Raw genomic sequence first — 13,332 nt, forward strand, 5'->3', positions numbered from 1 at the left:
ACCATTTATATTAAACCACAAATCAAAGCCTCTTGCAAGATGTATATTTTCCAAATGTTGAATAATAATATTTTCAGAGGTGATTTTTGTGATTAACGATAACGAAATGCTTAATTATGTTCTGCAAAATGCCGAGATGGGCTGCAACGGTATTTCTGCTGTTCGCAAGCAATTAAAGGACAACAAAGTTGACGGTGTACTTTGCGAACAGCTTATAAAATACAGCAAGTTATACCATTGTGCAAATACAATGCTTAAAAGGCGAGGTGCGGATGTACACCATGTCAGTCCGATGACAAAGGCAATGACAAGCTATGCCGCAAACCGTGATTTAAAGCGTGATTCATCAGCCTCGCACATTGCGGAAATGATGATTAAAGGCAACACAATGGGCGTAAACAAAATGGCAAGACATATGCGTGAATACGACGGCAGTGACCCGCATATAACGATGCTCGCCAAAAAGATGCTGGATACCGAAGAAGAAAACATAGGAGAGCTTAAATCTTATTTATAGGCATTACAAAAGCCACCGCTTAGCTTTGCGGTGGCTTAGTTTAAAAATTAAAGATTGCGGTAATGCTTTACCTTTTTGGCTGCTTTGGCTTTTTTGCGGTTGATTTTAGAGGTAATATAGTAAATTACAAGAATTATTACAATAACTCCGACTGCTACCAAGAACCAATAAGATTTCATAATTGTGCCGATTACATTCATTACATAAAGGAATCCGCTGAGTTCTACCTTTTCACTCGGCACAAGATTAACTGTAGCAAGTTCCTGTTTTTCAGTCATTTTATCGTCCTGGTAATAAATAGTAGCTGTGCCTACAACCGTATTTGTATCAAGCGGTGCGTCAACTTCGTCCGGAACATTGGTTTCTATGGTAATCCATTTTTCCTCATAGTCCGATGGAACAATAGCACTGAAGTTCTTTTCGGGAACGAGGAGAACAGAATCTTTACCCCACGAAAGTTTAACTTTTTGCTCACAAATAGGAGTTTTTGTTGATGCTACGGTATTAAGTTCAAGACTTGTAAGCGCCCAGCGAAAAAGGTCGGCGGCATCTGTAAAGGTATAATACTCTTCCTCAACACCCTCTTTATAAGGAGCTTTTAAAAGTACAAGCAAGTACGAATATCCGTCTGCCGATGCGGATGTAACAAGACATCTGCCCGCCTGGTCTGTAGTACCTGTCTTTATACCCTTTGCGTACATATAGTAATAATCTCCGCCACGCCACTGGTCGATAAGGTAGTTTGTTGTGGTAAGCGGTTCGTCATCGCCCTCACAATAATACTCGGTTGTATTTGTAATTTCTTCAAAATAAGGGAGTTTTAATGCATATGAAGCCATAGTATACATATCTCTTGCTGTTGTGTAGTGGTCTTCATCGTGCAAGCCGTCGGGGTTTTTAAAGTGTGTATTCTTTAAGCCAAGCTCTTTTGCCTTATCGTTCATCATATCAACAAATTTGTCAATACTTCCGCCGCCTACATAATCGGCAAGAGTCATTGCGGCGTCGTTGCCGGATGGAACCATCATACTGTAAAGTAAATCTTTAACAGACATTGTTTTTCCGATATGAGCCTCAAGGTTGGCAACAGAACTTCCCGTACCCTTTAGCTTGTCAAGAACATCTTTTTTGATAGTTACCCTTGTATTTTCAATATCGTCCACATTTTCAATAACAACTATGTAAGTCATAATCTTTGTGGTAGATGCCGGATAGCGCTTGGTATCAGCCTCTTTTTCATAAACAGTCTGACCTGTATCCGTATTTACAAGTAAGATTGACTCCGATTTTGTTGCAACGCTGTTTGTAAACGAAGCAGCTCCTGCTGTTGGTGCAAATACACAGGCAAGCACAACAAGCGTGCAAAGCACTGACAATACCCTGATAAATTTCCTTTTCATAAACTCGATTACTCCTAATAATATATTAATTCAGACAATTATGACCGTTTGAAGAGAAAAGTCGGTCAACCTCTGCCCTCAACAATCTTAAATCATCATGATAAAGATTTTTATAATTAAATATAATAAAATCAGCCATTTTTTGCGAAAGCTCCAAACTTTTGGTATCTGCAAAATCGGCAATCGCCATTTGCGGCAGACCGTGCTGTCGCTCTCCGAAAAAGTCGCCGGGACCTCTCAATTTTAAATCTTCGTCGGCAATTTTAAAGCCGTCATTCGTACTGCACATAACCTTCAGTCTTTGCATAGTTTCGGGATTTCTGTTATTGCTTATTAAAAAGCAATAAGAATCATACTTACCTCGACCTACTCTTCCCCTTAGCTGGTGAAGTTGAGAAAGACCGAATCTCTCAGCATTTTCTATTGTCATAACGGTAGCGTTCGGAACATCTACGCCTACCTCAATTACAGTCGTTGCAACAAGCAAAGAAATTTCGTTATCCGCAAATTTTTTCATAACCTCGTCCTTTTCGGCAGGTTTCATATGTCCGTGAACAATACCGACTGAAATATCGGAAAAATCATTCAGCATAAGCTCCGCCGCATATTCCTCCGCCGAGGCTACATTTTCAAGTTCACCCTCTTCGACAAGCGGGCAAACTATGTATGCCTGCCTGCCCTGTGCTATTTCATTTTTTATAAATCCATAGCAGTTTTTACGCTTAAGCGTGCTTATTGCATAGGTTTTAACAGGTTTTCTTGACGGCGGAAGTTCGTCGATTATCGAAATGTCAAGATCGCCGAAAATAACAAGTCCGAGAGTTCTCGGAATAGGGGTTGCGCTCATAACAAGCAAATGCGGATTACTGCCTTTTGATAAAAGTTTTGCCCTCTGTGATACTCCGAAACGGTGCTGTTCATCCGTTACAGCTATTCCGAGATTGTAAAAATTGGTTTTTTCGGTTATCAGTGCATGAGTGCCGACTACAAAAGAGATGTCGCCGTTTTCAAGTTCCGCTCTTACAGCTTTTTTCTCGGACTCTTTCATTGAACCCGTAAGCAAAGCTGTTTTTATATCGGTACCTTTAAAAAGTTCGGTAAAGGTTTTATAATGCTGTCTTGCAAGAATATCGGTGGGAGCCATAAAAGCCGCCTGAAATCCGTTGCGTATTACAGTATGACAAACGGCGGCTGCAACAGCCGTTTTTCCGGAACCTACATCACCCTGAACAAGTCTGTTCATCGGTTTTGTACCTTTTGTCAGGTCAGATATACATTCGCCTACAACCCGACTTTGTGCATTCGTCATTGTAAAAGGTAAAAGTTCTTTAAATTCATCAAAATAACTTTTAGTAATATCAACTCCGCTTTCACCTCGACTGTGTTCTTTGAGTGAACGCATACCGAGATTAAGCACAAGGAGTTCCTCTGTAACAAGCCTTTTTCTTGCCGACGCAAGCGACTCTGAATTATTTGGAAAATGTATATTCTGTATTGCATATTTCAAATCACACAGAGCAAATGTGCTTCGTACGCTTTCGGGCAACGGGTCGTTTACCTTTTCAGGCAAATACGACAGAGCCTGCTTTACCGCATTTGCAATTATCTTTGAATTAAGACCTGCTGTCTGCTTATATATCGGGTGAATTTTTGAGCCCTCGCCGACAGGTGAAAAAGTCGGAGAAATCATTTGCCAACCGCCTATTCCGCCTGTAACTCTGCCGTAAAAATAATATTCTTCACCTGCGTGAATCATAGCGCTTATGTATCGGTTATTAAAAAAGACAAGCTGCAGTGTACCCGTGTCATCATACACCATACCTTTGGATATAATTCGTCCTCCGGGCAAGACTCCGTCTTTTATCTGTGCTCCGAGCACCGCTTTGATACATACATTCATACCGTCTTGCAAGCTTTCGATTTTAACGGTTGAACTCCAATCCTCGTATCCTTTCGGATAAAAACTAAGCAAATCTCCTATGCTGTAAATGCCCAGCTTATTAAAAAGCTCGGCTCTTTTTTTGCCTATTCCGTTTAATTTATCAATTGAAATTTTATACAGAGAAGCCATAATTCCACCGAAAAACAAAAGGGCGTGAATGCACGCCCCTTTTAATCAAATAACTTTCTACTTTTATACTCAGCCACAGGGCAAGCAAGACAATGCTTACAAAATTATTCTACACTGAGGATAAAGTAATAAACCGGCTGATCACCCTTTACGAGAGTAACATCTGTGCGTGAACCGAACTTATCCGAAAGCTCGTTGAATGCTGTCTTTGCATCTTCTTCGCTGATGTCATTACCGTAAATAAGTGTGATAAACGAAGTATCACGGGTTACCATATTCTTGGCAAGCTTTACAACTGCCTTTACAGGATTTTTCTCTGTAATGGTAAGCTTACCGTTTTCAAGAGCAATTATGTCGCCCTCTTTAATCTTCTTACCGCCAAACTCACTGTTTCTTGCTGCAAATGTAACAAGACCTGTGCCTACACCTGTTGCGGCATCCATCATAAGCTGAGCGTTGCTTTCGGGGGAAATCTCCGAATCGAAATTAAGAAGTGCTGTCATACCCTGCGGAATTGTTCTTGTAGGAACAATAACAACATTTCTGTCCTTAACCATAGGTATAGTCTGCTCGGCAGCAAGAATGATATTTTTATTATTTGGGAACACCAATACATTTTTAGCCGGTGTAGCCATTACCGCTGCGTAAATATCGTCTGTGCTCGGGTTCATACTCTGACCGCCGGAAACAACATTGGCACAACCTAAATCCTTGAAGAGGTTTTTAAGTCCCTCGCCTGCCGCAACCGCAACAAAGCCGAAATCTTCAACAGGTTCTGCCGGTTCAAAGGTTTCTTTCTTAGGTTTAGCGGCAGCCTTGGCATTTTTGTGCTGTTCTTTCATATTTTCAACTTTTACTGTCAAAAGCTGACCGAACAAAAGAGCTTTCGTAAGAGCCTTACCCGGCTGTTCGGTATGAACATGAACTTTAATAATCTCTTCGTCATTAACTACTACAACGCAGTCGCCGATAGTCTGAAGATAAGATCTAAGCTCGTCCGGGTCGGGAGCGTCCTCTATATTTCTGCCTATAATAAACTCTGTGCAGTAAGTGAACTGAATATCATCGTCAAATTCAGCAGCCGCACTTTCAAAATTATCAACAGTAGCCTCTTTTTTTGCCTCGGTGTACTCAATCATTACACCGTCCTTAAGGTAGGAAAGCATACCCTCAAAGATTACACAAAGGCCCTTACCGCCTGCGTCAACAACTCCTGCCTTTTTAAGAACAGGTAAGAGTTCCGGAGTAATTGCAAGTGCCTCGTTTGCCTTATTGCAAATGCACTGCCATACATAAAGGCTGTCGGAGTTTATTCTTGAAGCCTCTACACCCTCTTCATAAGCCATACGGGCTACTGTAAGGATTGTGCCCTCTGTAGGTTTCATTACAGCCTTATACGCTGCGTCAACACCGATACCGAGAGCTGCGGCAAGGCTTTTGCCGTTTACTTCTTTCATACCCTTAAGTCCCTGTGCAAAGCCACGGAAAATAAGAGATGTAATAACACCCGAGTTACCTCTTGCTCCTCTTAACATAGCGGAAGCTGTAATCTGTGCTACCTCGCCTGCATCGTCACCGTCATAATCGGCAAGAGCTTTTGCGGCAGCCATTATAGTCATAGACATATTTGTACCTGTATCACCGTCGGGAACAGGAAAAATATTAAGATCATTAATCTGATTTTTCTGTGAGCTTATATTGTTTGCACCAGAAATTATCGCATTCTTTAAGATTTCGCCGTTAAACATTGCGAACACATCCTTTATCATACAATTAAATTCATAGACATAGTTATTATATATTTTAGAACGAAATTTTGCAAGTGAAATTCGCAAAAATATAGCAAATTTAAAATTTTGGTTACCTTATTCAATTCTGAATGACTCTGCGGTCAATGTTTTGCCTGTTTTGTCATCAATATCGAAAAGCACACATTCCATTTTACATTCACCGTCCGCAAGGTCAAATCTTGCAGGCAGCTTGGTTTTGAATTTATTGATAATTATTTCGCTTTTTACACCCAAAACCGAATGAATTGTTCCTGTCATACCTACATCGGTTATATATCCGCTGCCGTTAGGCAAAACCTGTGCGTCAGAAGTCTGCACATGAGTATGTGTACCAAACATTGCAGATACCTTACCGTCAAGGAAATATCCCATAGCTCTTTTTTCGCCCGTAGCCTCAGCATGAAAGTCAACTATAATAATATTGCTCTCCGCTTTCTTAAGCATATTTTCGGCACAATCAAACGCACAATCAAGGTTGTTGTCCATAAAGGTATTACCCATTATATTGATTACGGTAATTATCTTTCTGCCTGTATCAACATTTACAATTCCCATACCCGGAGTAGTTCCGTCAGGAAAATTTGCGGGACGAACTATAAACGGATTTTCGTCAATAAAGTCATAAGCCTCTTTACGCCTGAAAGAATGGTTGCCGAGAGTAATAACATTTACACCGCTGTCGAGAAGATAATTTGCAGATGACGGTGTAATTCCGTTGCCGTCTGCCGAGTTTTCTCCGTTGCAAAGCACAAAGTCTATTCCTTTTACTTTCTTCAAAGTCGGCAACTTATCACGCAAAAAGCGACAGCCTATACTGCCTACGACATCACCTATACATAAAATCCGCATAATATCACCCTATAATAATCTGATAAGTTTAATTATACCACATATATTTTAATCTGTCACACTTAATTCTGATGTTTGTGCTATATTTTCGTTAAAAATATAGCTGATTTCAGCATTAAAATTATTATTGCTCTTTTTTATATTGATTTTCCTGCTTACAAGCGTACTATCTTGCTTTTCAAACACTTCATAAAGCATTGACTGTGCAAGTAATTTTTTATCAAGAACGGCTTTATCTATATTTACACAGCTTTTACTAACTTCAATTTCACTCTGCGTCGTAAACTCTATCGGTATATTTGTATTGTTAAAACACAATTTCTCTTTATTTTTTACGAACACACTGTCATCATAAGACAAAAAACTTATTGAACAGGGAAATTTAAAATTTAAAAAGCCGCACATATATCTGTCGGTTCGGTTATCGGTTATCGAATAATAATCATAGCTTTTGGGCAATGTATATTCTTTTTTATATATTACATCCGCCATTATCTCGGCACTTGCGTGCACATATTCTATTGTTTCCTGCTTTGTTTCCACTATACCGCTTACAAGCAGATCTCCTTTTACAACTCCGCTGCCTTTCATTACCTTTGTTTCCCCTCTTGATGTCTTTATACTTGTTATTACTCCGTCATTATTTGCTTTTATGTTACAAGGAGTTTTAAAGTCCGGAGTATCGGGTTTCGGAGCTTTTTCTTCAATATTAACACTCATCGTACTGCCCGTAATATTAAGACTTATCCAGCCAATCTGCTCGTTTTTCAAAATCAGTCTGCGCTCGGTATTTTCGGTATCTATAGAATTTATATACGAACCTACTTTTACATTATCCTCCTCAAGAGCGGAAAGAATTTGTGAGGTACTCAAACTCTTTGTAGGCGGTGCGTCAATATACCATATAAATTTTGACAAGACCGCAATCAAAACAATTCCGATTATTGCTCCAATCAAAAGTCCCACTCTCTGCCTATAGCGTTGTACATAAAAAGGAAGTCCGTGTCTGCCTGTAACACGCATTTTCAGTTTTGATTTATAAGCTATACTGCGTATATTTTTGTAATCATACACCTGCATTGTAGCGGTCAAGCCTTTTTCTGTGGGCTTTAAATTCCATACATTAATTCCGTTACGGGTGGTAAGATTAATAAATCGTTCGGGAAATTTTCCGCTTGCAGAAAAATCGACATAGCCCTTGCTCCATCTTATAAGCTTTAACAGCATATTAACGCCCCGCTTTATGTAATAAAATCAATTCCCGTTATAAATCCCTCAATTACAACATCAACTGCAGAAATGCACTTTACCGTAAGTCCTCTGCCGCATACGGAAACAACCATTTTGTTTGTGTTAATCTTTATATTTTCGCTTTCATACCTCAACACGCCTGTCGAACCCTCGATTGTTATTCGCCTGTTGCCAAGCATATCCAGTGTCGGCAAACCTGAATTTAAATCAAGCGTAAGCGAACTTGCCGATTCGTTTTTCGGCTTATCGTTTTTTCTCTGCAAAATATATCTCTCCCGTTTCATAGCTTTATTATTATTTTTATGCAGAGTGTTACATATATATTAATGGTGATTGCTATGTTTATTAAGGCAAATTTTCACAAATTTACAGCCGCACTGCTTTCGCTTGCAATAGTTATTGTATGCATAATGCTTTTAATTTTTTCAAAAGAATGTGCAGACGGAGCGTTTTCTGGAATTGAAATGTGCATAAATGTGCTTATCCCCTCTCTGTTTCCGTTTATGGCAGTGTCATCGTTTACGGTAAAAAGCGGTATTTCCGATTTTTTAGGCAAACCTTTCGGCAAAATTATGAAATCGGTATTCGGTCTAAGTCCATGCTTTGCACCCATATTACTGCTTTCGGTTACGGGAGGTTATCCTATCGGTGCAAAAAGCTGTAACGAACTTTACAAAAGCGGAAATGCAGGAACAGAAGAATGTAAAAGAGCAAGTATGTTTATGGTGTGTGCGGGTCCGGGTTTTTTAGTAAGCTTTATAGGAATGTCAATTTACAACGATAAAAAAATCGGCATAATAATGCTCTGCTCACAAATTTTGTCGGTACTCATTACAGGCATTGCGAATAAAATAATAAACAGAGGGAAAATTTTCGTAACTGCCAAAGGAAGCAATAAAATCAGGCTAAGCTTTACAAAATCTCTTGTGGAAGCGGTGTACGATGCATCAAAAGGTATGTTTTCAATATGCTCGTTTGTTATAGCTTTTTCCGCCGTCGCAGGTATTCTTTCGACAGTGCTTGATGACGGATTTGTAAAAACCGCCGTGCTGTCAATATTTGAAGTGTGCACGGGTGTTAAAACGGCTTCTTCCAAATTACCTGTATGGGCAGTTGCGTTTGTGGCGGGATTTGGCGGAATATGCGTACACTTTCAAATTTTTTCAGTGCTTGGCAATCTTAAGATTAATAAATTGATATTTTTCTGTTACAGAATTATTCAAGGAATATTAACCGCACTTTTCACCTATATCGGTATGCTGATATTTTACGATACCAAAAGCGTATTTTCCGTAGGTACGGTTTCAGGCAGTTCCGTTTACGGAGGCACGGCATTTTCGGGAATTGCACTTACGGCGCTGATGATTTGCTTTTTATTTTTACTTAAAAATTACAGAAACAATTAACGGAGGTTACTTATGTGTGGTATTGCAGGTTGGTTTGACAACGAAATTGATATGAGTAAACAGATTCCTGTTCTATATAAAATGTCACAAACTCTTATCAAGAGAGGTCCTGACGAAAACGGGCTTTACATTAATAAAGGTTGTGCTCTGCTGCACAGACGGCTTATTGTTATTGACAAAGAAAACGGCAAACAGCCTATGGCGGCACGACACAGAGGAAAAACATATATAATCGTCTATAACGGAGAGCTTTACAACACCGATGAATTAAGAGAAGATTTAAAAGCAAGCGGCTATCATTTCAGAGGGCACAGTGATACCGAAGTTGTGCTTAAATCATATATGAAATACAAAGAGAAATGCGCCGATATGCTCAACGGCATTTTTGCTTTTGCGATATATGATGTAAGCGAAAACAGTATTTTCCTTTGCCGAGATAAAATCGGAGTAAAACCGTTGTTTTATTATGAATACGACGGAGGAATTTTGTTTGCGTCAGAAATAAAGGCTCTGCTCGCAAGTAAAATTGTAAAACCGCAGATTGACGAAACAGGTCTATATGAAATTTTCTTCTTAGGTCCTGCCCGTACTCCGTCATGCGGCGTTTTTAAGGGAATTAAAGAATTAAAACCGGGTGAATCGGCACTTTATAAAAATCAAAAACTGACTAAAAAAAGTTACTTTACAATTCAAGCGAAAGAACACACGGACAGCATTGAAGAAACTGTTGAAAAAACACGCTTTTTGCTTACCGACGCTATAAACCGGCAGCTTGTCAGCGATATGCCGCTCTGCTTTTTCCTGTCGGGCGGACTTGACAGCAGCATAATTGTAAAAACCGCCTCGCAATATTATAAGGAAAATAAGCTCGGCAAAATCAACACTTATTCGGTTGAATATCGTGACAATGAAAAATATTTTAAGAAAAGTCTGTTTCAGCCAAATGCCGATTTTGAATATATTTCACTTATGTCACGCAATGCTGACAGTCGGCACAGGGAAATTATACTTGATAACAAGGCGGTTGCCGACGCACTTTATGACAGTGTAATAGCAAGAGATTTGCCCGGTTATGTAGATGTTGACTCCTCGTTACTTTTGTTCTGTGGCGAAATCAAAAAAGATTATACCGTTGCGTTGTCGGGTGAATGTGCTGATGAACTTTTCGGCGGTTATCCGTGGTACCACAACAAAGAAATTTTATTTGAAGATAATTTTCCATGGTCAAAAAGTCAGGATGTCCGCTCCTCAATATTAAAAGACGGAGTTTTGCCAAAGGGTGCAGAATATGTGCGGCAAAAATATCTTGATACAATTAACCTTGCCCCAAAACTGAAAACAGATTCAAAAGCAGACGCACGAATGAGAGAGATGTTTTATCTTAATTTTTACTGGTTTATGCAATGTTTGCTTGAACGAAAAGACCGCTGTTCAATGTATAACGGACTTGAGGTGCGTGTACCGTTCTGCGACTACAGACTTGCGGAATATGCATACAATATGCCTTGGAAAATCAAAGCATATAATAACCGTGAAAAAGGAATTGTGCGAAAAGCCTTTGAGGATATTTTGCCCGAAGAAATTTGTTGGCGAAAGAAAAGTCCTTACCCTAAAACCCACAACCCGATATATTTTGACATCTGTAAAGAGCGAGTTATAAATATTCTGCAAAAGAAAAATCCACTTACCGAAATGCTAAGCAAAGAAGGTATAATGAATATAATCGAAAATCCCGACAGTATAACAACACCTTGGTACGGTCAGCTTATGCAAGCACCGCAAATACTTGCGTATATTATTGAACTTGATTATTGGTTTGAAAAATATAATGTTGAAATAGTTTAAATCTTGTGTTAAAATAGCGTAAGAATGTTCAAACGGGGTGATTGTTATAAGTACGGAAACATATAAAAGCATTGTTGGTTTCTTTAAAAGAAATAAGACTTGCAATACCGTATTAAAATTATGCTATAACTTTCTCCCGCTTATAATGTTTGTATCGTATGGCATTCTTATTGTTTTTATGTTTTTTTCCGATATTAAAATTTTTGCAAGAATTACGCTGTCACCGCTTACAGTATTTGCAATAGTTACTTTTTTCAGAAAAATATTTAACAGACCTCGACCGTACGAAAAATTTGCTACTACATCTGTATTCGGTAAAAACAAGAAAGGCGAAAGTATGCCGAGCCGTCACACCGCCTGCGCCTTTATAATTGCAATGGCATTTATGTATGTAAGTATTCCGCTCGGAATTGCTTATCTTATAATCAGCACTTTGATTATGATTTCAAGAGTCCTTGCCGGGGTGCATTTTATAAGCGATGTCATAGCAGGTATGGCAATCTCACTTCTTTATGGCTATTTTTCATTTTTTATAATTTAAATAACAGAAAAGCAGTTGCAATCCAAATAAGATTACAACTGCTTTTATTATAAGTCTATTATTTTAAATTATGGTTTAGCGGAGTGTCGGTAGGGGATTGAAATTTAGCTAACGCTGAATTATCCTCCCAAAAACAAAAAAAGTTTACTCAATTTTTTCAAAAATTGCGGGTTTGGGCAGCGCCCATAAAATCTTCCGATACAACAATTTATCAGGCGCAAACTAAGTTTGTTAAAACAGGCGACAGCCTTTTATAAAAGAAATGATTAACTTTTCATTGTATATCGAATGGCTTCCTTGTTGCTATCGCACTTTTAAAGGCTAACGCCGTTGTGTTCAAGCCGCCAAACAGCGAGCTGTTTGACTATCGTTAGATTTCGTAAGCGGAAAGTATTTGTGGGCTTTGCCCACACCCACGACCTTTGAAAAGGTCGACCAAACTTTTATAATTAATTGGCAAATCAATTTGCTAAACCATAATTTACCCCAACTTTTGATAAAGAATTTACTTCCAAACTTCTTCTGCAATTTCCTTTACAAGTGCGAGTTTAGCCCACTGCTGTTCTTCGGTGAGTTTGTTGCCGATTTCGCATGACGCAAAGCCACACTGCGGACTTAGGTAAAGTCTGTCAAGCGGAATGTACTTACTTGCCTCGTGTATTCTTTCGATTACTGTCTGCTTATCCTCAAGCTTTGGCGACTTTGTTGTAATAAGACCGAGCACAACCTTTTTATTGCCGCTTACATATTTTAAAGGCTCAAAACCACCTGAACGCTCATCGTCAAATTCAAGGTAATAAGCGTCAACATTTTCTCTGCCGAACAGTGGCTCTGCAACTGAGTCATATGCACCGCTTGAGAAATATGCGGAATGATAGTTACCTCTGCAAATGTGTGTTGTAATAACCAAATCTTCAGGCTTGCCCTCAATTGCAAGATTATTTACTTTTAAGAGCTTTTCTTTAATATCTTCAAGGTTGTTTTCTTTGCCGTAACGAATTACACTGCCCTCGGCAACGAGTACACCCCAGGTGCAATCGTCAAACTGAATGTTTCTGCAACCTGCGTTATATAAATCGTTAATAACCTTTTTATAACCGTTTGCAATGTCAGTAATAAGCTCGTCATCGGTTGCATAGAATTTTCTTGTTGTTTCAATATTTGCAGGAATAATCATCTGCTGGAAAAACTGAGCAGGTGCAGGAATTGTCTGCTTGGCAACAGTGTTTTCGTCTTCAAAAGTTTTTATAAATTTGTAGTGCTCAACAAACGGGTGGTTGTCAGCCGAGATTTTACCTGTAAGCCATGTATCGTCAATCAACGCAGGTTCGCCGTGGAATGCTACGCCCTTTTCTGTCTTTTTGTGTGCAACACCGTTAAATCCCCACATAAAGTCGAGATGCCATGTTGCTCTGCGAAATTCACCGTCTGTTATAACCTTGTATCCTAATTCTTTCTGCTTTTTTACAAGGTCTGTAATGGCTTTGTTTTCAACTTCTGTAAGTTCTTCTTTTGTTATATTTCTTTTTTCAAAATCTGCTCTGGCTTTTTTTAGATAATCCGGTCTTAAAAAACTTCCTACATAGTCAAATCTGAATGGTACATTATTTTTACTCATAAATATTACCTCCTTGTTCATTTGTTAAAAGTATAAGGCGAAAA

11 protein-coding genes are annotated in these 13,332 nt (G+C 39.0%); 4 read left to right on the plus strand and 7 right to left on the minus strand.

Annotation, left to right across the window (positions count from 1 at the left end; all coding sequences use genetic code 11):
• Positions 1 to 88: 88 nt before the first annotated feature.
• Positions 89 to 517 carry a hypothetical protein gene (locus I2E21_RS09485; RefSeq protein ID WP_195411176.1) on the plus strand — a complete coding sequence of 143 codons (429 nt, stop codon included), beginning with the start codon at positions 89 to 91 and terminating at the stop codon, positions 515 to 517.
• Positions 518 to 564: 47 nt separating this feature from the next.
• Here I2E21_RS09485 and I2E21_RS09490 read toward each other — a convergent pair whose 3' ends face one another.
• From I2E21_RS09490 to I2E21_RS09515, 6 genes are all read right to left on the minus strand, one after another.
• Positions 565 to 1,917 (minus strand): D-alanyl-D-alanine carboxypeptidase family protein, encoded by a 1,353-nt coding sequence (locus I2E21_RS09490; protein WP_186934483.1) that lies wholly within the window; start codon positions 1,915 to 1,917, stop codon positions 565 to 567.
• Positions 1,918 to 1,942: 25 nt separating this feature from the next.
• On the minus strand, positions 1,943 to 3,988 hold the full coding sequence (recG, locus tag I2E21_RS09495; RefSeq protein ID WP_195411177.1) for an ATP-dependent DNA helicase RecG: 2,046 nt from the start codon (positions 3,986 to 3,988) through the stop codon (positions 1,943 to 1,945).
• A gap of 104 nt (positions 3,989 to 4,092) precedes the next feature.
• Positions 4,093 to 5,736, minus strand: a complete 1,644-nt coding sequence (locus I2E21_RS09500; RefSeq protein WP_022233988.1) for a DAK2 domain-containing protein — start codon at positions 5,734 to 5,736, stop codon at positions 4,093 to 4,095.
• Positions 5,737 to 5,853: 117 nt separating this feature from the next.
• Positions 5,854 to 6,627, minus strand: coding sequence for a TIGR00282 family metallophosphoesterase (locus tag I2E21_RS09505; RefSeq protein ID WP_022233989.1), 774 nt, complete (start codon positions 6,625 to 6,627; stop codon positions 5,854 to 5,856).
• Between the two features lie 48 nt (positions 6,628 to 6,675).
• A complete protein-coding gene (locus I2E21_RS09510) occupies positions 6,676 to 7,854 on the minus strand; it encodes a sporulation protein YqfD (RefSeq protein ID WP_195411178.1) in 1,179 nt (392 codons plus the stop codon).
• Positions 7,855 to 7,868: 14 nt separating this feature from the next.
• Entirely contained in the window at positions 7,869 to 8,141 is a 273-nt protein-coding gene (locus I2E21_RS09515) for a YabP/YqfC family sporulation protein (protein WP_022233991.1), read from the minus strand.
• Positions 8,142 to 8,216: 75 nt separating this feature from the next.
• On the opposite strand from I2E21_RS09515, the gene I2E21_RS09520 reads away from it, so the two are divergent.
• Genes I2E21_RS09520 through I2E21_RS09530 form a run of 3 tightly spaced genes read left to right on the plus strand, consistent with a single transcriptional unit; the run spans position 8,217 to position 11,670 of the window.
• On the plus strand, positions 8,217 to 9,284 hold the full coding sequence (locus I2E21_RS09520) for a hypothetical protein (RefSeq protein WP_195411179.1): 1,068 nt from the start codon (positions 8,217 to 8,219) through the stop codon (positions 9,282 to 9,284).
• A 12-nt stretch (positions 9,285 to 9,296) separates the two neighbouring features.
• Entirely contained in the window at positions 9,297 to 11,129 is a 1,833-nt protein-coding gene (gene asnB, locus I2E21_RS09525; protein ID WP_195411180.1) for an asparagine synthase (glutamine-hydrolyzing), read from the plus strand.
• A gap of 37 nt (positions 11,130 to 11,166) precedes the next feature.
• On the plus strand, positions 11,167 to 11,670 hold the full coding sequence (locus tag I2E21_RS09530) for a phosphatase PAP2 family protein (protein ID WP_195411181.1): 504 nt from the start codon (positions 11,167 to 11,169) through the stop codon (positions 11,668 to 11,670).
• Between the two features lie 505 nt (positions 11,671 to 12,175).
• Here the strand turns inward: I2E21_RS09530 and I2E21_RS09535 are convergent.
• Entirely contained in the window at positions 12,176 to 13,288 is a 1,113-nt protein-coding gene (locus I2E21_RS09535; RefSeq protein ID WP_195411182.1) for a 5-methyltetrahydropteroyltriglutamate--homocysteine S-methyltransferase, read from the minus strand.
• Positions 13,289 to 13,332: the final 44 nt, after the last annotated feature.

The organism is Ruminococcus sp. BSD2780120874_150323_B10 (assembly GCF_015553695.1).
Lineage (GTDB): Bacteria > Bacillota > Clostridia > Oscillospirales > Acutalibacteraceae > Ruminococcoides > Ruminococcoides intestinale_A.

Excerpts from the sequence above, each read along its gene's own strand:
- I2E21_RS09520 (WP_195411179.1), top strand. The coding sequence starts at position 8,217 with ATGTTTATTAAGGCAAATTTTCACAAATTTACAGCCGCACTGCTTTCG.
- I2E21_RS09535 (WP_195411182.1), bottom strand. The coding sequence starts at position 13,288 with ATGAGTAAAAATAATGTACCATTCAGATTTGACTATGTAGGAAGTTTT.
- recG (WP_195411177.1), bottom strand. The coding sequence starts at position 3,988 with ATGGCTTCTCTGTATAAAATTTCAATTGATAAATTAAACGGAATAGGC.
- I2E21_RS09505 (WP_022233989.1), bottom strand. The coding sequence starts at position 6,627 with ATGCGGATTTTATGTATAGGTGATGTCGTAGGCAGTATAGGCTGTCGC.
- I2E21_RS09500 (WP_022233988.1), bottom strand. The coding sequence starts at position 5,736 with ATGTTTAACGGCGAAATCTTAAAGAATGCGATAATTTCTGGTGCAAAC.
- asnB (WP_195411180.1), top strand. The coding sequence starts at position 9,297 with ATGTGTGGTATTGCAGGTTGGTTTGACAACGAAATTGATATGAGTAAA.
- I2E21_RS09490 (WP_186934483.1), bottom strand. The coding sequence starts at position 1,917 with ATGAAAAGGAAATTTATCAGGGTATTGTCAGTGCTTTGCACGCTTGTT.
- I2E21_RS09510 (WP_195411178.1), bottom strand. The coding sequence starts at position 7,854 with ATGCTGTTAAAGCTTATAAGATGGAGCAAGGGCTATGTCGATTTTTCT.